This is a genomic window from Dactylosporangium sp. NPDC000244 (assembly GCF_040300725.1).
Classification (GTDB): Bacteria; Actinomycetota; Actinomycetes; order Mycobacteriales; family Micromonosporaceae; genus Dactylosporangium.
On sequence record NZ_JBEPEH010000010.1, the window covers coordinates 225,961 to 243,922 of the forward strand.

At 72.0% G+C, this 17,962-nt stretch carries 20 protein-coding genes, 1 tRNA gene and 1 pseudogene; 10 read left to right on the top strand and 12 right to left on the bottom strand.

Going from position 1 to position 17,962, the window contains the following annotated elements; genetic code table 11:
- Positions 1-201: 201 nt before the first annotated feature.
- The 3 genes from ABT369_RS16610 to ABT369_RS16620 form a co-directional block, all read right to left on the bottom strand.
- Entirely contained in the window at positions 202-465 is a 264-nt protein-coding gene (locus ABT369_RS16610; RefSeq protein WP_350612753.1) for a Txe/YoeB family addiction module toxin, read from the bottom strand.
- Positions 462-665: a type II toxin-antitoxin system Phd/YefM family antitoxin gene (locus tag ABT369_RS16615; RefSeq protein WP_502891772.1), complete on the bottom strand. Its 204-nt coding sequence runs from the start codon at positions 663-665 to the stop codon at positions 462-464. The genes ABT369_RS16610 and ABT369_RS16615 overlap by 4 nt, the downstream gene beginning before the upstream one ends.
- Positions 666-1,024: 359 nt before the next feature.
- Positions 1,025-1,654, bottom strand: a complete 630-nt coding sequence (locus ABT369_RS16620; protein ID WP_350612755.1) for a TetR/AcrR family transcriptional regulator — start codon at positions 1,652-1,654, stop codon at positions 1,025-1,027.
- Positions 1,655-1,699: 45 nt separating this feature from the next.
- On the opposite strand from ABT369_RS16620, the gene ABT369_RS16625 reads away from it, so the two are divergent.
- The 3 genes from ABT369_RS16625 to ABT369_RS16635 are packed head-to-tail and all read left to right on the top strand — an operon-like array spanning position 1,700 to position 5,288.
- Positions 1,700-2,851 (top strand): acyl-CoA dehydrogenase family protein, encoded by a 1,152-nt coding sequence (locus ABT369_RS16625; protein WP_350612756.1) that lies wholly within the window; start codon positions 1,700-1,702, stop codon positions 2,849-2,851.
- Between the two features lie 14 nt (positions 2,852-2,865).
- Positions 2,866-4,215, top strand: coding sequence for an aldehyde dehydrogenase family protein (locus ABT369_RS16630; protein ID WP_350612757.1), 1,350 nt, complete (start codon positions 2,866-2,868; stop codon positions 4,213-4,215).
- Positions 4,212-5,288, top strand: a complete 1,077-nt coding sequence (locus ABT369_RS16635; RefSeq protein ID WP_350612758.1) for a Zn-dependent alcohol dehydrogenase — start codon at positions 4,212-4,214, stop codon at positions 5,286-5,288. Before ABT369_RS16630 ends, ABT369_RS16635 begins: the two co-directional genes overlap by 4 nt.
- On the opposite strand, the gene ABT369_RS16640 is transcribed toward ABT369_RS16635, so the two are convergent.
- The 7 genes from ABT369_RS16640 to ABT369_RS16670 form a co-directional block, all read right to left on the bottom strand.
- Positions 5,239-6,054 carry an alpha/beta fold hydrolase gene (locus ABT369_RS16640; protein ID WP_350612760.1) on the bottom strand — a complete coding sequence of 272 codons (816 nt, stop codon included), beginning with the start codon at positions 6,052-6,054 and terminating at the stop codon, positions 5,239-5,241. The genes ABT369_RS16635 and ABT369_RS16640 overlap by 50 nt on opposite strands.
- Entirely contained in the window at positions 6,051-7,493 is a 1,443-nt protein-coding gene (locus ABT369_RS16645) for a flavin-containing monooxygenase (protein WP_350612761.1), read from the bottom strand. Before ABT369_RS16645 ends, ABT369_RS16640 begins: the two co-directional genes overlap by 4 nt.
- Before the next feature lie 97 nt (positions 7,494-7,590).
- Complete coding sequence (locus ABT369_RS16650) at positions 7,591-8,334, bottom strand: hypothetical protein (protein WP_350612762.1); 744 nt, start codon at positions 8,332-8,334, stop codon at positions 7,591-7,593.
- Between the two features lie 23 nt (positions 8,335-8,357).
- Positions 8,358-9,170 (bottom strand): hypothetical protein, encoded by an 813-nt coding sequence (locus ABT369_RS16655; RefSeq protein ID WP_350612763.1) that lies wholly within the window; start codon positions 9,168-9,170, stop codon positions 8,358-8,360.
- 55 nt (positions 9,171-9,225) lie between these two features.
- Positions 9,226-9,855, bottom strand: a complete 630-nt coding sequence (locus ABT369_RS16660; protein WP_350612765.1) for a hypothetical protein — start codon at positions 9,853-9,855, stop codon at positions 9,226-9,228.
- Positions 9,856-9,869: 14 nt separating this feature from the next.
- Complete coding sequence (locus ABT369_RS16665) at positions 9,870-10,373, bottom strand: hypothetical protein (RefSeq protein ID WP_350612766.1); 504 nt, start codon at positions 10,371-10,373, stop codon at positions 9,870-9,872.
- Between the two features lie 204 nt (positions 10,374-10,577).
- Positions 10,578-11,687 carry a damage-control phosphatase ARMT1 family protein gene (locus ABT369_RS16670; RefSeq protein WP_350612767.1) on the bottom strand — a complete coding sequence of 370 codons (1,110 nt, stop codon included), beginning with the start codon at positions 11,685-11,687 and terminating at the stop codon, positions 10,578-10,580.
- A 29-nt stretch (positions 11,688-11,716) separates the two neighbouring features.
- Here ABT369_RS16670 and ABT369_RS16675 point away from each other — a divergent pair, with 29 nt between their 5' ends.
- Positions 11,717-12,058, top strand: coding sequence for a YkvA family protein (locus ABT369_RS16675; protein ID WP_350612768.1), 342 nt, complete (start codon positions 11,717-11,719; stop codon positions 12,056-12,058).
- 69 nt (positions 12,059-12,127) lie between these two features.
- On the top strand, positions 12,128-13,570 hold the full coding sequence (locus ABT369_RS16680; protein ID WP_350612769.1) for a beta-N-acetylhexosaminidase: 1,443 nt from the start codon (positions 12,128-12,130) through the stop codon (positions 13,568-13,570).
- Between the two features lie 26 nt (positions 13,571-13,596).
- Here the strand turns inward: ABT369_RS16680 and ABT369_RS16685 are convergent, their stop codons facing one another.
- Positions 13,597-14,634 carry a TRM11 family SAM-dependent methyltransferase gene (locus ABT369_RS16685; protein ID WP_350612770.1) on the bottom strand — a complete coding sequence of 346 codons (1,038 nt, stop codon included), beginning with the start codon at positions 14,632-14,634 and terminating at the stop codon, positions 13,597-13,599.
- A gap of 75 nt (positions 14,635-14,709) precedes the next feature.
- Between ABT369_RS16685 and ABT369_RS16690 the strand changes: the two genes are divergently transcribed.
- A tRNA-Val gene (locus tag ABT369_RS16690) sits at positions 14,710-14,781 on the top strand.
- 123 nt (positions 14,782-14,904) lie between these two features.
- Here the strand turns inward: ABT369_RS16690 and ABT369_RS16695 are convergent.
- On the bottom strand, positions 14,905-15,036 hold the full coding sequence (locus tag ABT369_RS16695) for a hypothetical protein (RefSeq protein ID WP_350612844.1): 132 nt from the start codon (positions 15,034-15,036) through the stop codon (positions 14,905-14,907).
- A gap of 9 nt (positions 15,037-15,045) precedes the next feature.
- On the opposite strand from ABT369_RS16695, the pseudogene ABT369_RS16700 reads away from it, so the two are divergent.
- The 4 genes and pseudogenes from ABT369_RS16700 to ABT369_RS16715 form a co-directional block, all read left to right on the top strand.
- A pseudogene (locus ABT369_RS16700) lies at positions 15,046-15,259 on the top strand (hypothetical protein); the annotation flags it as partial.
- A 503-nt stretch (positions 15,260-15,762) separates the two neighbouring features.
- Complete coding sequence (locus ABT369_RS16705; RefSeq protein ID WP_350612771.1) at positions 15,763-16,254, top strand: toxin-antitoxin system HicB family antitoxin; 492 nt, start codon at positions 15,763-15,765, stop codon at positions 16,252-16,254.
- Between the two features lie 89 nt (positions 16,255-16,343).
- The gene (locus ABT369_RS16710) at positions 16,344-17,207 is read left to right on the top strand and encodes a DUF4097 family beta strand repeat-containing protein (protein ID WP_350612772.1); all 864 of its coding nucleotides are present in this window, start codon (positions 16,344-16,346) and stop codon (positions 17,205-17,207) included.
- Complete coding sequence (locus tag ABT369_RS16715) at positions 17,204-17,953, top strand: ABC transporter ATP-binding protein (RefSeq protein WP_350612773.1); 750 nt, start codon at positions 17,204-17,206, stop codon at positions 17,951-17,953. The genes ABT369_RS16710 and ABT369_RS16715 overlap by 4 nt, the downstream gene beginning before the upstream one ends.
- The last annotated feature ends 9 nt before the right edge of the window (positions 17,954-17,962 follow it).

Below are 17,962 nucleotides of genomic sequence, written 5' to 3' on the forward strand. Positions count from 1 at the left end.
GCCGTTGTCGTTAGCACCAATCGGTGAACACCGACAACTCAGTTTGCCTGCCTCCTCCGCGGTGTCGCCGTTGACACGCGGCGGCGTGTCTTCTGGCCTGGCCGAGGCTTTCGCCGAACCGCCTGAGCGCAGCCCGCATCTTCCTGGAGGAGACCTGCATGTGTGCGGAGGGTCTGAAGAGGCGCGGCGTTGGCAGGCACGCTACTCGTAGTGGGTGCGGCACTGCACGATCTGGACGGTGTCGTCGACGATCCGGTACGCGAGCCGGTGCCCCTGGTCGATGCGGCGGGACCAGAAGCCGGACCAGTTGCCGCGCAGCTGTTCAGACTTGCCGATGCCCTGGTGGACGTTGTGGCGGCTGTCTTCGATCAGCGTGCTGACCCGGCAGAGCATCTGGCGGTCCTGCTGCCAGCTCAGGCAGTCCTCCCAGTCGCAGTCGCAGTCGCGGGCGAACTGGACCTTCACGCAGTTTCCGTGGCGCCGTCCGGGTCGATCAGGTCCTGGACTTCGCCGCCGCCGGCGCGCAGCTCCTCGATGGCCTCGTTCAACCGCCGAGCGTTGGCGGGGCTGGCCATCAGGTAAGCCGTCTCCTTCAACGACTCGTACTCCCGCAGCAAGACCGCGCCAAAGCTGAAACCGTTATGCTGCAAGGGTTTCAGCCTCACCGGACCGCACCGCCACGGCTCCTCGGTTCAAGGGTGGGATCGGAAGGCCGCGGCGGCGGCTTTGCCTCCGGCGCGCCTTCGATCCAGAGGAGGTCTCCGAACACCAGGGAAAACTACGGATGCTCGGCGGCCCTGTCGATACGCGACTCCAGCTCGTCGAACGAACGGCTCCAGGCCGCAAATCCCACCGAAGCGGGAAACCCAACCGAATACGCCCTTCGCGAAGCAGTCCCTTGCCGGCGCCGAGTCCGAGCGGGAACGCCCGGCGCTCGCTCTCGGTCAACGCTTCCACGGCAACGTCGTCGCGCTTGACGGCTGTGAATGCGTCAGCGGAAAGGAAACATGGACCCTCCGGTTGGTCAGCGCTCCAACTCGGCGAACCTGCGCTCCAAGCCGTCGACCAGCGCGTCCAGGCCGAGCTCGAAGGCCGAGTCGTCCACCTGCGCATGCCGCCCGGCCAGCCGGTGCGCGTCGCGCAGGTGCGGGTAGTCGGCCGCGTACAGCGAAGGGTCGTCGACGAAGCCCAGCGCGAATGAGCCCAGCGCCGAGCCGGCCACGAAGTACCGCATCGCCGCCCCGATCCGCGTCGCCTGCGCCGGTGGCCAGCCCGCGTCGACGAGGGCGCCGTACACCGCGTCCGCCAGGCGCAGCGAGGCCGGGCGGCGGGCCGGGCCGCGGGCCAGGAACGGGACCACGTTCGGGTGGGCCCGGAAGGCGGCCCGGTAGGCGCGGGCCCATGCGCGCAGCGCGGCCGGCCAGGGGTCGCGGCCCAGCATCGACAGGTCGACGCCCGCCACGATGGCGTCGCCGATCGCGTCGACGATCTCCTCCTTCGTGGCGAAGTGGTTGTACAGCGACGGCGCCTGCACGCCGAGCTCGCGGGCCAGGCGGCGGGTCGAGAGGGCGTCCAGGCCCTCCGCGTCCACGATCGCGGTGGCGACCTCGACGATGCGGTCGCGGTTCAGCAGTGGCGTTCGGGGACGGACCATGAGTACGATCCTAGAAACTAACAGCGTTAGTTAAGGAATCAGGCTATGGATCTGACCCTCAGCGACGAGCAGCAGGCCGTCCGGCGCATGACCGCCGAGTTCACGAACCGCGAGATCCTGCCCCATGCGGCGGCCTGGGACCGGGCCGAGCAGGTGGACCTCCAGATCGTCAAGAAGCTCGCCGGCCTGGGGCTGTTCGGCGTCACGATCCCCGAGGAGCACGGCGGCAGCGGGGGCGACCACCTGACCTACTGCCTGGTCCTCGAGGAGCTCGGCCGCGGCGACTCGTCGGTGCGCGGGATCGTCTCGGTCTCGCTCGGGCTGGTGGCCAAGACGATCCTGCAGCAGGGCACGGCGAGCCAGAAGCAGGAGTGGCTGCCCCGGCTGTGCTCCGGGGAGGACCTGGCCTGCTTCGCGCTGACCGAGCCCGACACCGGCTCCGACGCCGGCAACCTGGCCACCCGCGCCACCAAGGTCGACGGCGGCTGGCGGATCGACGGGGCCAAGATGTTCATCACCAACGGCACCTGGGCGAGCGTGGCGCTCGTCTTCGCGCGCACCGGCGGGCCCGGGCCGAAGGGCGTCTCGGCGTTCCTGGTGCCGATGCCCGCCGAGGGCCTGCAGGTCACCGAGATCCACGGCAAGCTCGGCCTGCGCGGCCAGGCCACCGCGATGCTCAGCTTCGACGACGTCTTCGTGCCCGCCGCCAACATGCTCGGCGCGGAGGGCGAGGGCTTCAAGATCGCCATGGCGGCGCTGGCCAAGGGGCGGATGTCGCTCGCCGCCGGCTGCGTCGGCATCATCCAGGGCTGCCTGGACGCGGCGAGCGCCTACGCGACCCAGCGCGAGCAGTTCGGCAAGAAGATCGCGTCGTTCCAGCTCGTGCAGCAGCTGCTCGCCGACATCGCCGTGGAGGCCGACGCGGCGCGGCTGCTCACGTGGCGGGTCGCCGACCTCATCGACCGCGGGCAGCCGTTCGCCACCGAGTCCTCGACCGCGAAGCTCTTCGCCAGTGAGGCCGCGGTCCGCGCGGCCAACGCCGCGCTGCAGGTCTTCGGCGGATACGGGTACATCGACGAGTACCCCGTGGGCAAGTACCTGCGCGACGCGCGGGTCACTACGGTGTACGAAGGCACCAGCCAGATCCAGAAGCTCATCATCGGCCGTGCTCTCACCGGCGTGAGCGCGTTCGCGTAAAGGGGCCCAGCACCGTGATCGACGTCGTCAATCCCGCCACCGAACAGGTCGTCGGCTCCGTCCCGCCCGGCTCGGCCGACACCGTCTCGGGCGCCGTCGCGGCCGCCCGCGCCGCCCAGCCCGCCTGGGCCGCCCTCCCCCGCGCCGAGCGGGCCGAGCGCCTCCAGGCGCTGCTCGACGCGATGACCGCCGCCGCGCCCGAGCTCGCCGAGCTGATCAGCTCCGAGATGGGCGCGCCGCTGCCGATCGCCCGCAAGGTGCAGGTCGGGCTGCCGCTGGCCACCCTCGGCTCGATGGTCGGGCTGCTGCGCCGCCCGGAGGAGCCCGAGCGCATCGGCAACTCCGAGGTGTACCGCGAGCCGGTCGGCGTCGTCGGAGCGATCACGCCCTGGAACTACCCGCTGCACCAGACGATCGCGAAGGTGGCGCCCGCGCTCGCGGCCGGCAACACGGTGGTGCACAAGCCCAGCGAGGTCGCCCCGCTGTCGGCCAACCGCCTCGCCGAGCTCGTGCGGGCCGCCGGGATCCCCGACGGGGTCTACAACGTGGTCCACGGCTACGGCGACCCGGCGGGCGCGGCCCTGGCCGGGCACCCGGGCATCGACCTGATCTCGTTCACCGGCTCCACCGCCGCCGGGCGCAAGGTCGCCGCGCTCGCCGCCGCCAACGTCACCCGGGTCGCGCTCGAGCTCGGCGGCAAGTCGGCCAACGTGATCCTGCCCGACGCCGACCTCGCCGCCGCGGTGAAGGTCGGCATCGGCAACTGCTACCTCAACTCCGGCCAGACGTGCACGGCCTGGACGCGGATGCTCGTGCCCGAGTCCCGCCACGACGAGGCCGTGGAGCTGGCGGTGGCGGCCGCGGCGAAGTACACCGTCGGCGACCCCGCCGATCCGGCCACCCGCCTGGGCCCGCTCGCCTCCGCGGCGCAGCGCGACCGGGTGCTCGGCTACATCGAGCGCGGGCGGCGGGACGGGGCGACGATGGCGTTCGGCGGCGGCGAGGTGCCGTCCGTCGGCTACTACGTCGCCCCGGTGGTCTTCGCGGGCGTCGACCCCGGCAGCGCCATCGCCCAGGAGGAGATCTTCGGGCCGGTGCTGTCCATTATCCGGTACCGCGACGAGGACGACGCCGTGCGCATCGCCAACGCCACCAAGTACGGGCTGGCCGGCGCGGTCTGGTCCGCCGACCGCGACCGGGCGGTGGCCTTCGCCCGGCGCATGCGCACCGGCCAGGTGGACATCAACGGCGGCGCCTTCAACCCGCTCGCGCCGTTCGGCGGCATCGGGCACTCGGGCTACGGCCGCGAGCTCGGGGCGCACGGCTACGACGAGTTCACCGCCGTGAAGTCGGTGCAGCTGTGACCCGGGCCGCGGTGATGCGCTCGCTCGACGGGCCGCTGGCCCTGGAGGAGATCGAGCTCAACCCGACCGGGCCCGGGCAGGTGCGGGTGCGCCTCGCCGCCGCCGGGGTCTGCCACTCCGACCTGTCGCTCGCCAACGGCACCCTGCGCCAGCCGCTGCCCGCCGTGCTCGGCCACGAGGGCGCCGGGGTCGTCGTCGAGGTCGGCGAGGGCGTCACGGACCTCGCCGCCGGCGACCACGTGGTGCTGAACTGGTCGCCGCCGTGCCGCGCCTGCTGGTACTGCGAGCACGGCGAGCCCTACCTGTGCCTGCACGCCGACGACGCCCGCGGGGTGCCCTTCGCCACCGCCGCCGGCGAGCCGGTCTACGCGGGCCTGGGCACCGGCGCGTTCGCGGCCGAGACGGTCGTCGGCGCGCACGCGTGCATCCCGGTCCCGGCCGACATCCCGCTCGCCGAGGCCGCCCTGCTCGGCTGCGCCGTGCTCACCGGCGTCGGCGCCGTCACGAACGCGGCCCGGGTCCAGGCGGGCCAGACGGTCGCGGTCATCGGGCTCGGCGGCGTCGGGCTGGCCGCGATCCAGGGCGCCCGGCTGGCCGGCGCGTCCGCGATCATCGCGGTGGACCCGGCCGCGGCCAAGGAGGAGCTGGCCCGTTCGCTCGGCGCCACGCACTTCCTGGCCCCGCACGCCGGGCTGGCCAAGGAGATCCGGGCGCTCACCGGCGGCCTCGGCGCCGACCACGCGATCGAGTGCGTGGGGCGCGGGGAGACGATCCGGGCCGCCTGGTCCGCCACCCGCCGCGGCGGCACCGCGACGGTGGTCGGGCTCGGCTCGGCGCAGGACCCGGTGACCTTCAACGCCCTCGAGGTCGCGTTCTTCGCCCGGACCATCGTCGGCTGCATGTACGGCAGCACCGACCCCGCCGTCGACGTGCCGATCCTGCTGGAGCACTACCGGGCCGGCCGGCTGAACCTGGCCGCGCTCGTCTCCGACGAGGTGGACCTGTCCGGCGTCGGCGCGGCGTTCAGCCGGATGCGGGCCGGTCAGGGAGCGCGGACGCTGATCCGGTTCTAGCGACCGTGCCGAGCACGACCCGGACCACGGCGTCCGGGTCGTCGCTCATCGGCACGTGCCCGCAGCCGGGCAGCTCCACGAAGCACGCGCCCGGCAGGACCTCCCGGGCCCGCCGGGCCTGGACGGGCCGCAGTATCCGGTCCCGGTCGCCCCAGGCGACGGTGACCGGGACCGTTCCCGGGTCGCCGGTGAACGCGTAGGCGGCCCCGTGCCGGGCCACCGCCGCGAAGCCCTTGCCGCCGCGCAGGGCCAGGGTGTCGGCCAGGGCCCGCTCGGGCGTGAAGTACGACGTGTCGCTGACGAGCGGGGCGAAGGAGAACCGGCGGCCGAAGGCGGTGCGGTAGAACGCGCGCAGCACCGGCGCCGGGGTGAACGCGCCGAGCCGCATGCTCCGCAGCGTCCGCAGGGCCCGGCGCACCTGGGCCGGGGTGGCAAAGCCGGCCGGGGAGAGCGCGGTCGCCGAGCTCGCCAGGCCGGACGCGGCCAGCTCCAGCGCGATCGCGCCGCCGAGGCTGTTGCCGGCCACGTGCGGGCGGTCGAGGCCGAGCCCGGCGAAGAGCTCGCCCAGCGCGGCGACGGCGGTCGGCATGCCCCGGTTCGCGGCGGGGGCGGGCGAGCGGCCGAAGCCGGGCAGGTCCAGCGCGATCACGTCGTGGCGCTCGGCGAGGCGGTCGAGCACGGGCTCCCACGCCCGCCAGTGGTGCCCGATGCCGTGGATGAGCACCAGGGGCTCGCCGTGGCCCCGGCGGACGAAGTGGACCGTCATGCCGTCACCTCGCGGTAGGCGCTGCGGTCGAAGCGGCGCATCTTCAGGCGGTACCCCCACGTCGAACCGGGCCAGAGGGTCGAGTTGCGGCCGGTGGAGTCGAGATACCAGCTGTGGCAGCCGGTCGCCCACACGGTGCCGGCCATGCGGCGGTCGACCCGGGCCACGAAGCGCGCCTGGGCCTCGGGGCGGGGCTCCAGCGCCCGGATGCCCTTGCGGTCCAGGGTTTTGAGGGCGGCGAGGACGTACGCGATCTGGGCCTCGATCATCAGCACGACCGAGTTGTGGCCGAGCCCGGTGTTGGGTCCCAGCAGCAGGAAGAGGTTCGGGAAGCCGGCCACGGTGGTGCCGCGGAACGCCTGCGGGCTGCCCTGCCAGTGCTCGGCCAGGCTGCGGCCGTCGCGGCCGCGGATGCGCTCGGCGATCGGCAGGTCGCTCACCCGGAAGCCGGTGCCGAAGACGATGACGTCGGCCGGGTGCTCGGTGCCGTCGCGGGTGACGACGGCGTGCGGGCGGACCTCGGCGATCGCGTCGGTGACGACCTCGACGTTGTCGCGCACCAGGGCCGGGTAGTAGTCGTCGGACTTGAGCACGCGCTTGCAGCCCATCCGGTAGTCCGGGGTGAGCCGGGCCCGCAGCCCCGGGTCGCGCACGGCCTTGCGCAGGTTCGCCAGCGCCGCCCGCTCGGCCAGCCGCATGAGCGCCGGGCGCAGGAAGGCCAGCACCGTCGCCTCGATCTGCCAGTAGGCGAGCGTGCGCACGAGCCGCTGGGCGCCGGGGATTCGGCCGTACATCCGCTGCTCCCACGGCCGCAGCGGGCGCTCGCCGCGGGGCATCACCCACGCCGGGGTGCGCTGGAACAGGGTGAGCGTCCCGGCCACGGGCTGGATCGCGGGGACGATCTGGATCGCGGACGCGCCGGTGCCGATCACCGCGACCCGGCGCCCGGCCAGCTCGGCGCCGTGGTTCCAGCGGGCGGAGTGGAACGCCTCGCCGCGGAACGTCTCGAGGCCGGGCAGCTTCGGGATCACCGGCTCGTTGAGCGGCCCGCCGGCGGCGATGAGCACGTCGGCCGTCCACGTGCCGGCCGACGTCTCGAGGCGCCAGCGGCCGTGGTCCCAGGCGGCGGCGCGCACCTCGGTGCCGAAGCGGATCGCGGGGCGCACGCCGAAGCGGTCGGCGCACGCGCGCAGGTAGGACCAGATCTCGTCCTGCGGGGAGTACGTGCTCGTCCAGCGCGGGTTCAGGGCGAAGGAGAAGGAGTACACCTGGCTCGGCACGTCGCAGGCGCAGCCCGGGTAGCTGTTCTCGCGCCAGGTGCCGCCGAGGTCGTCGGCGCGCTCGAACACGACGAAGTCCGTCCAGCCGCGCTGCTTGAGCCGGATGGCGGCGCCCAGGCCGCCGAAGCCCGCGCCGATGATCGCGATCCGCGTATGCATCCGGCCCCCTTGGTACTGTCTGGTACCAAGGGACGTTACCACCGGGTAGGACACGACAAAAGGCCCGCCTCGGGGGCGGGCCTTTTGCATGAGCGGGTCACATGCCGAGCAGGCGGTCCAGGTAGTCGCGGTAGCCCCGCACGGCCGCGCGCAGGCGCTCGGTGTCGTCGCCGGGCTCGTTCTGCCAGTTCGCGAGGTCGCGGCGCTGGGCCTGCAGGGCGTTCGTGATGGTCTCGACGGCCTCGCCGACCAGCGCGTCGGCCTCGTCGGCGACCGAGCGGGGGTCGTCGATGAAGCGGAGCTGGAGCTCGCGCCAGCGGTCGCGCAGGCCGTCGACGGCGCCGTCGGCCCACACCGCCCCGATGGCCGTCACGTCCACGGACCCCGGCGTCGAGGCGACCGGCTCATGGTCGGCCGGCTCGCCCTCCGCGTGCTCCGCGGCCCACTCCCGGTCCTCCTGGGCCTCGACGGTCGCGACCTCGTCCTCGTCGCGCTCGTCCTCGTCGTCCACCACCTCGGCGTCCACGACATCGGTCCCGGCGTCGTGGACCTCGTTCTCGCGGACCGCGTCGTCGTAGACCGCGTCGGCCTCGTCCTGGTCGATCACCTGGGTCTCGTCGTCGCGCTCCTCGGCCAAAGCCTCGTCGCGGTCGACCACCTCGACGTCGTCGCGGTCGGCCAGGTCCGGGTCGGCCGAGCCCGACGCGTACGTCGCGGCCGGGTAGCTCTCCTCGTCCGAGTGGGGCGCGTGCGCGGTGCCGACCGTCACGTTTTCGTCGTCGTGCTCGCCGTCGCGCTGGCCCGGCACGTACGTCTGGTGCTGCTCCTGCTGCTGCGTCATCGCCGAAAGATCCTTCCCCGGCCCTACGACCGGCTGCGGGTGTCGTGCGGATGCGGCAGGCGGCCGCCGGTGCGCTGGGCGGGAACGCCGTCCACGGCGTCGTCATCGTCGGCACGGTGCAGCTCGGCGTCGTGGCGCGCCTCGGGGTCGTCGAACCCGGTGACGTGCTCGGCGTCGTGCTCGGCCGCGCGGGCGGCGGCCTCGGCATGGTCCTCTCGGTCGACCGGCCGGTCGGCGACGGTGTCGGCGGCATCAGTACTGACGGCATCGGTACGGGCGGCATCGTGGCGCCCGTTGCCGGGGGTGGCGTCGGTGCCGAGCAGCTCGGAGAAGAGCGTGCGGTAGTGCACGACGGCCTGGCGCAGCTGCTCCGTCGTGGCCTCGCCGCGCTCCGAGAGCTGGGAGATCTCGTGGGCGTCGCGGTAGTGCCCGAGGGTGCGGGCGTGCTCGACCGACAGGTGGGCGAGGTGCTGCTCGTAGTCGCCGGTGGGGTACCCGCGCTCGGCGACCAGCTCGGTCACCAGGGCGTCGGCGTCGCGGACGGCGCCGGACGGGTCGTCCAGGAACCGGGCCTGGATCTCCTCCCACTTGCCGGCGTATCGGGCCCTGGACTCCGGGGTGAGCTCCTTGATCTCGAGCTCGGCGTGGCGCCGTTCGCGCTCACGCAGCTCGCGCTCGGCGGCGAGGCGGCTGTCCCCCTCGGCTACGGCCCGGTCGTACTCGGGGCCGAACCGGTTCTGCAGGGCCCGCCGCCGGGTGACGAACCAGATGCCGTAGCCGAGCGCGGCGATCACAACCAGGACAATGATCGTGACCAATACTTGGGTGGCTGTCATGGCGGTCCTCCTTCAATGGAGGTATTCCCGCCCATCACCCTCGCTCAAACGGAGTTCATGCCCCGACTAGGTGGTTGAGGAAGTCCCGGTAGCCGTGGACGGCCGCCCGGAGCTGCTCGGTGTCGTCCCGGCCGGACGCCCGCCAGTTGCTGAGCTGGTCCTTGCGCGCGTTGAGCGAGGCGGTCACCCCGGCGAGGGCGTCGTCCACGAGCCGCTCGGCCTCCCCGGCCGCGGTCTGCGGGTCGTCGACGAAGCGCAGCTGGAGCTCCTGCCACCGGGTGCGCACCTCGTACGCGTGCGCCTCACTCGTCAGCGGCGCGGTCACCGCGAAGCCGGACCCGCCGAACGGCACCGACGACATCGGCGCGGCGGCCGGGGCCATCGGCGCGGCGCTCTGGCCCATCGCCGGGGCCATCGGCTGACCCATCGGCTGGCCCATCTGCTGGGCCATCGGCTGCTGCTGGGCCATCGGCACGGCGGCCTGGGCCATCGGCGTGCCTCCGGGCGCCACGGGCGCGGCGCCGGCCGCGGGGGACGGCGGGCGAGGCTGGGCCACCGGTGCGGCCGTGGCACCCGAGGCCTCCTCCAGCTCCTCCTCGTCCTCCTTGCCGCCGCGCAGCAGGATCCAGCCGCCGACCGCCAGGGCCAGCACCACCAGGCCGATCGTGATCGTCGTGGAGTTCATTGGGTACCCACCCCTCACAGTCCGAGGATGCGATCGAGGAACTCGCGGTAGTCACGCAGCGAGGCGCGCAGGTTCTCCGTGTCCAGCCCGCGGGCGGCCCGCTGCTGGTGCAGCTGGCCCCGGCGCGCGTCCAGCGACGCGCTCAGCGAGGTCACCGCCTCCTGCACGAGCCGCTCCGCCTCGCCGGCCACCAGGTGCGGGTCGTCGATGAAGCGCAGCTGGAGCTCCTGCCACTTGGCCTTGATGCGCTGCCGGTCGCCGTCGTTCCACAGCGCCGCCAGGGTTCCCGCCGCCGAGCCGCCGACCGGCCGGTACGGCGAACCGTTGACCGTCGCCGAACCGTGCGCCGGCGCCGGGCCGCTGGCCGACGCCGTCCCGCTGACCGACGCCGCCCCGCTGACGGGCGCCGCCCCGCTGACCGGTGCGGACCCGTCCGTGGGGGCCGCGGAAACGCTCTCCGGCGCGGGCGGGGCGTCCTCATCCGGTTGGGGCGCCAGCTCGTCGCCTTCAGGTTGCATGCGCGCGTTCCTCTCCATCGGGAGGTGGCGCGATACCCCGGTACACCGGGGCAAAAGCCACTCCCGAGGGTGACCCCGGACACGCTTGCGGGCCTTCGCAAGTCGGCCGCAAGTGCTCGCCAAGTCCGTCACGGCAGAGTGCTGAGCATGACGAACTCCTGCAAGTCCTGGGCCGGCCCGACCTTCGCCTCCCCCGCCGCGGCCTCAGCCGCGCACTTGGACAAGGGCAAAAGCGCCGCTGGTGCGCCATGACTCGGGCAGTCCGCGCTCCGCGTCCGCGCCCAGCCCGGCGACCACGTCCGACTTCACCGTCCGCAGCGCGGCGACCGGGCCCGGAAAGTACGCGCTGACCTCCTCGAACGGCGTGTCCACCGGCCAGCGCCGGTCCCCGACCAGGCGGCGGTAGTTGAGATCCCCCTTGAGGATGGTCAGCTCCGCCGCCGCGAACCGGGCCGCGAGCCCGTCCGGTGCCTCGTGGAACGTCAGCGGCGCGCAGTAGAAGTCCTCCGTGTGCAGCTCCAGCCGCCCGCCGCGCAGCGCACCGTCCAGCCGCCCGCCGATCGCACTGCCGGCGGGAAAGCGCCCGAGCTCGGCCAGCACGTCGGCGGTCAGGGCGTCGGAGACGAAGTACGGCGCCGGCTTGACGTGCAGCTCGACCCGCGACGCCCGCCCGGTGCGCAGCAGGAAGTCGATGAGCACCAGGTCGGGCAGCAGTTCCCGCCCCGCGTTGTCGGCGACCACGATCACCGTGCCGCCGCGGGTGAGGCTCCACAGCCGCGCGCTGTCGTCCACCAGCAGCTCGTCGACGCGCTCCGCGTGCGACGCCACCAGCCCGAACCCGAGGTCGGCCCGGTTGCCCCACAGCGCCGCCCGCACCACGCCCGCGGCCTGCTCGTCCCCGGGCAGCTCCTGCAGCGCGTCGAGCTCGGCCAGCTCCCGCTCCCCCGGCAGGTCGGCGGCCTTCTGCGGCCCGAACGGGTCGATCCCCCGCCAGGCACCCGGCGCGTAGTAGCCCACCGCGTCCAGCAGCCGGCGGTAGAAGAAGTTCTCGGCGAAGAGGAACGGCACGTCGTACCACGATCTCCCCCACATCCCCGCACCCCAGACCGCCCACGCCGCGGCGTCGTGCGCGGCATCGTCCAGCGGCACGACGGCCTGCTCTTGCAAGAGCATTTCCAGCCGCTTCTGTACCTCCGGTGCGTACGGATATGCCGCCAGCACCTTGGCCACGATCGCGGGGTGCCGGTCCCGTAGCACCGAATGCGGAAACGAGCTCGGGTCACTGCTCACGATCACGGGTGGCTCGACGCGCATGGGGGCAGTATCGCCCGTAAACTCGAACCATGTCGGACGACTGGCTCTACGCGCTCTTCGTGATCGGCGCCCTGGTGCTGGTCGCCCTGCTGGTGGTGGCGATCGTCCTGGCCGTCCGCGTCTGGAAGACCGGCAAATACCTGCAGGCCATGGGCGTCGGCGGCCGCTGGGTCTTCTGGGGCGCGATCATCTACACGATCTTCCCGATCGACCTGCTGCCCGACCCGATCTACCTGGACGACGTCGGTGTCCTGGGCGGCGCGCTCATCTACCTGAGCCGCCTGGCCGTCAAGGCGCGCCAGAAGCAGCAGGCCCAGCAGGCGGTGCCCCCGTCGCAGGCCCAGCGTCACCCGCCCCAGCGCACCCGCTGATCCTGTCCGCGGCCCCGACCGGGGATTACACGACCGACCCCGCACCCGCTTTCCTGCGATGATCGGGACATGAACGACATCACGGTCGTACCCGTCCCGGCCCTCGTCGAGCCGTCGAACGCCACCTTCGAGCTGCGAGCCGACGCGGCGATCCGCTCGGACTCCGCGTCCGCCGGGGCGTACCTCGCCGAGGCACTCCGGCCGGCCACCGGGTTCGCGTTGCCCGTCGAGGCCGCCCATCCGCGTCCCGCGATCGAGCTGCGGCTGGTCGAGCACGGCTCGGACGAGGGCTACGAGCTCGTCGTCGAGGCGGACGGGGTCGTCGTTCGGGCACGCAGGGAGGCGGGGCTGTTCTACGGCGTGCAGACGCTGCTGCAGCTCCTGCCGTTCACCGTGGACGCCGCGACCGTCCAGGATGGACCGTGGACCGTCCCGGGTGGACGGATCGCCGACGAGCCGCGGTTCGCCTACCGCGGTGCGATGCTGGACGTGGCGCGGCATTTCTTCGGCGTCGAGGTCGTCCTGCGGTTCATCGACGAGCTTTCGCGGTACAAAATCAATGTCCTGCACCTGCACCTCAGCGACGACCAGGGCTGGCGGATCGCGATCGAGTCGTGGCCGGAGCTGGCCCGGGTGGGCGGCGCGACGCAGGTCGGCGGCGCGGGCGGCGGGTGGTTCAGCCAGGCCGACTACGCGCGGATCGTCGCGCACGCGGCGGCCCGGCACGTGACCGTCGTGCCCGAGATCGACCTGCCCGGGCACACGAACGCGGCCCTGCACGCCTATGCGCAGCTCAACGACGACGGGGTGGCCCCGGCGGCGTACACCGGCGTCGACGTCGGCTTCAGCACGCTCGCGGTCGGCCGCGAGGTGACGTACGCGTTCGTGCGCGACGTGCTCGCCGAGGTCGCGGCGCTCACGCCCGGGCCGTGGCTGCACATCGGCGGCGACGAGGCGCAGAGCACGTCCGCCGAGGACTACCGGACCTTCATGGCGCGCGTGCAGCCGATGGTGACGGCGCTGGGCAAGACGGTCGTCGCATGGCACCAGATCGGTCCGGCGGCGCGGGAGCCGGGGCGCATCGCGCAGTACTGGGGCGCCAAGCCCGAGCCCGACGAGGACCTCCTGGCCGCGCTCGCGCAGGGCGACCGGATCCTGTTGTCGCCCGCGGATCGGGTGTACCTCGACATGCGCTACACCGCGGAGACGCCGATCGGCCACGACTGGGCCGGGTACATCACCACGCGCACCGCCTACGACTGGGACCCGGACACGCTGCTGCCGGGCCCCTGCGACATCGCCGGGATCGAGGCTCCACTGTGGACCGAGTCGGTCGCGACCGCGGCCGACATCGACCTGCTCACGTTCCCGCGCCTGCCGGCGATCGCCGAGGTGGCATGGTCGCCGCAGGCCGCGCGGGACTGGTCCGGGTTCCGTGCCCGGCTGGCCGCGCACGGTCCACGGTGGACACTGCGGGGCGTGGCCTTCCACCCCGATCCGACGGTGTTCTAGCTTTAGGCGGGCTTCCTCGTTTTGTTTTAGGCGGGCTTTTTCGCGACCAGGACGTCGCGCATGATCGCCTGGTCGACGCGGTGGCGGAACGATTGGTAGGGCTCGTCGTCGACGACCTCGAGCCCCGCCTCCTCCAGCAGGCCGGCCGCGAGCTCGCGTTTGGCCACGAACGTGTTCCACGCGATGCCCATCGCCCCGCCCGGCCGCAGCAGCCGCGCCCACACCGGCGCCGCCTCCGCGAGCAAGTCCTCCGGGCTGCGCGTGAGCCCCTTGCCGGCCGTGCGGCTGCCGTGCTGAACTCCGTAGGGCGCGTCGGTCACGACGAGGTCGAACGAGCCGTCCTTGAAGAACTCCCGCGATCGCAGGGTGTCCACGTTCACGACGTCGAGCAGCTGGGTAGCCTTGGACTTGTAGTCGTCCTTGTCGGCGGCGAGCTCGATGCGCAGCCGCTTCGCGACCACCTGCCGCTCCCGCCGCACCGGCCCGAACTCGGCCTTGTGCTTGATCCGCTTCCGCTTGAGCCAGGTCTGGATGAACGTGGCGTACGCCTCGAAGTCCTTCTGGTCCCGATCCACACCGGCGGCGTCGAACCCGTACATGAGCGCCTGGTTGAGCGTCGTCCCACGCCCGCAGAGCGGGTCGAGCACGCGAAACCGCCTCGTGAGCAGCTCCGAAGCGTGGTCGGACGCGAGCAGGGTGACGTTGAGCAGCAGCTTCGTGAAGTGCTCGTTCGTCTTGCCCTGGTACTTCTGGATGGTGATGAGATCGTCGTCGAACCGATCGAGCGACCCGGTCGGCATCGGCCGCAGCAGGTCCCCGACGACCTCGAACAGCGCATACCCGGACGAGAGATTCCCGAGCACCGCGACGTCGCGTTCGGTGAGCTCGTCAACCTCGAACGTCACGTACGGCACCCCGCCGACGACGCGCGGCCCCACCTCACCGAGCCGGTTGCCGAGCACCCCCCGGTCGAACGCCCGCAGCTCAGCACAGGTGAGCTCAACGGACGCGTCGGCGTAGACACGATTGGCGGAGGGCAGGATGAGCAGCGCATACAGGGCCATAGGACCACCACCCTACCGACACGGGCGGTACCGGGATGCAGCGGCGCCCCTTGGTGATGTACAGTTCTGCGGCAGGGGCGATTGGCGCAGCGGGAGCGCGCTTCGTTCACACCGAAGAGGTCACTGGTTCGATCCCAGTATCGCCCACCGCAGTTCTCCCAGGTCACGGCCGCTTTCCTCACACGAGGAGCGGCCGTTTCGCTTTCTCCGTCCATGATCAGGAGAGATCCTGGGGACGATCTTGCAAACGGCATCGGGCGGCCGGTCATGTCAACGCCCCCTCAGCAGGTCATCCAGCACCCGGACAGGTGATCCGGCGTGCATCTCCCGCCGCGCGTCGAGGGCCGCGTCCCAGGCCTCCGTCAAACCGCCGAGCAGGCCGTCCACCATTCGCGCGGTCACGTGCGTTGTGTTGAGCAAGAGCCGATCGGCCGCAACGTCCTCGAAGGACGATGGACCTTCCAAGGTGATGGCGAAGTACGACGACGGTCACTACGCAACGTTCAAAGCTGTCGAGCGGGACACGCGCGAGGCGCTGACCGGCGGACGACGCCACGTGTACGAGGCAGAACTGAAGACTAAACGCCGGACCGAAGGCGAGCCGGGACATGAGAGCAGCCCGTAACCGGGCGCAAGCTTTCCATACGTCTCCAAGGCGACCTTCGGCCGCACACGACAACGCCCAGCTCCCACCATTCAGGCAGAAGCTGGGCTTGACGCATATCGAATAAGGTGCGTGCTGCTCAACCCAATCCCATACAGGTGACGGAACCCACTCGGGAAATCCTTGATGTTTCGCCACGAGGGCGTTATCCGCGGCTTCAGTGCGAAACCAGCCGTCTCGAGGAAGTAGACCGCGTCCAAGCGCCGGCTGAAGTCGGCGTGCCAGAGAGCACGCACCATCTCCGGCACGTCGGGCATCGGGCCGGTGTGGTTCCCCGGCCAGCCACCCTCGACATCCCACCAGTCGACGGGCGGCGAGCAACGCCTCGATGCGGTCCAACCCGGCGGGTCAGGAGCACGGCGAACCACCGCCAGTGCCGTAGTGACACCACCCGTGGAGCCTAGTGGTGTCGCATGGTGTCACTGTGGCTTGTACTGACACCACGCGGATGCTAGCTTGGTGTCATGGATCTCGACCGGTACGTCTCCGAACTCCAGACGCAGCTGGCCGCGACCGCCGAGCACGGTGACGAGGCGGCCCGGGCCGTTGCCGAGCAGCTCAACGCCGCCCTCGACGCCGCGGTGCGCCTGATGCTGCTGGGAGTCCTGAGCGACGTGGCCGGCGAGATCACGCAGCAGATCGCGCCCGGGTCGGTCGACGTCATGCTGCGGGGGCGTGATCCGCACCTGGTGGTGACTCGTCCCGCAACGGCGGAGACGGACGCGCCCGAGGTCGCGGCGCCGGCCGAGCCGCACGACGACACGGTGACCTCCCGGACCACGCTGCGGCTGCCGGACCGGCTCAAGGCCCGGGTCGAGCAGGCCGCGGCCGAGGAGGGGGTGTCGGTGAACTCGTGGTTCGTCCGCGCGATCGCCGCCGCCCTGGAACCCGCCGCCCGGCCCGCCACAACGCGCAAGACCAGCAACGGCGAGCGCTTCACCGGCTGGGCCCGCTAACTCCAGCAAACAAGAGCTAGCCACACAAACAGTTGCGCAGTCCCGTCGCATGGCGGGACCGATCCGGCATGCCCATGTGGAGGCCAACCATGCCCAGTTACGACGTGTCCGGTCCGATCGACCTGGACGTCACCGCCGGTGTCGCGTTCGTCGACATCGTCGCCTCGGACCGGCCCGACGCCGTCGTCGAGATCGTGCCGAGCAGAGCCGGGCGCGGCGGCGACGAGTCGCTCGCCCGCGACGCCACGGTCACGTTCGACAACGGCCGGGTGCGGGTCAAGGTCCCGCGCCGGCTCAACCTGTTCACCAAGGGCGACTCGGTCGACGTCCGCTGCGAGGTCCCGACCGGGTCGCGGGTCACCGTCGAGAACACGTACGGCTCGGTGCTGACCCGTGGCGTGCTCGGGGACGCCCGAGTCGTGGTGAAGTACGGCGGCCTCACCGCGGACACCGTCGCCGATCTCGTCCTCGAAGCGCCGTACGGCACCAGCGCCATCGCCGAGGTGACCGGCCGGCTCGACGTCACCATCGGCCACGGCGCGGTGCGCATCGCCGAGGTGCGCGGCGATGCCCGGCTGCGCGCCTCGCACGGAGGTATCGAGCTGGGTACCACCGCCGGCAACGTGGAGGTCGCCTCGTCCGGGCCGCTCACCATCGACCGGGCCCTCGGCGACGTGACCGCGCGCAGCGCCCATGGACCCATCCGCATCCGGGAGGTCGGCGGCGGCACGATCCGGCTCGACAACGGATACGCCGACATCGACGTCGGCGTCCCGACCGGCGTCGCGGCCTGGATCGACGCCAGCTCGGCCAATGGCCGGGTCCGCAACGAGCTCACCCCCGACCCGGAGGCCGCCGGGAGCGACCGCACGGTCGAGCTCCACCTGCACGCCAACTACGGCAACGTCTTCGTCCGCCGCGTCACCAACCCCCGAAGGGAAGGCACGACATGATTCAGGTGCAAGGCCTGCAGAAGGCGTACGGCACCGTGCAGGTGCTGCACGGTGTGGACTTCGAGGTGGCCAAGGGCGGCATCTTCGCCCTGCTCGGCTCGAACGGGGCAGGGAAGACCACGGTCGTGAAGATCCTGTCCACGCTGCTCAAGGCCGACGCCGGCACCGCCCGCGTCAACGGGTTCGACGTCGGCAGGCAGCCGGCGGACGTGCGCGAGTCCATCAGCCTCACCGGGCAGTTCGCCGCCGTCGACGAGATCCTCACCGGCCGCGAGAACCTCGTCCTCGTCGCCCAGCTGCGGCACCTCAAGAAGCCGGGCCGGATCGCCGACGACCTGCTCGCGCGGTTCTCGCTGACCGACGCGGCCGCGCGGAAGGTGTCGACCTACTCGGGCGGCATGCGGCGCCGCCTCGACATCGCGATGAGCCTGGTCGGGAATCCGCCGGTCATCTTCCTCGACGAGCCGACGACCGGGCTCGACCCGCAGGGCCGCATCGAGGTGTGGCAGTCGGTCAAGGAGCTCGCCGGCCGGGGCACGACGGTGCTGCTCACCACCCAGTACCTCGAGGAGGCCGAACAGCTCGCCGACCGGATCGCGATCCTCCACGAGGGCCGCATCATCGTCAACGGCACCCTCGACGAGCTCAAGCGGCTCCTCCCACCGGCCAAGGTCGAGTACGTCGAAAAGCAGCCCACCCTCGAAGACGTCTTCCTCGCCGTCGTCGGCGCCGGCACGGACAGGTAGGGAACCCCG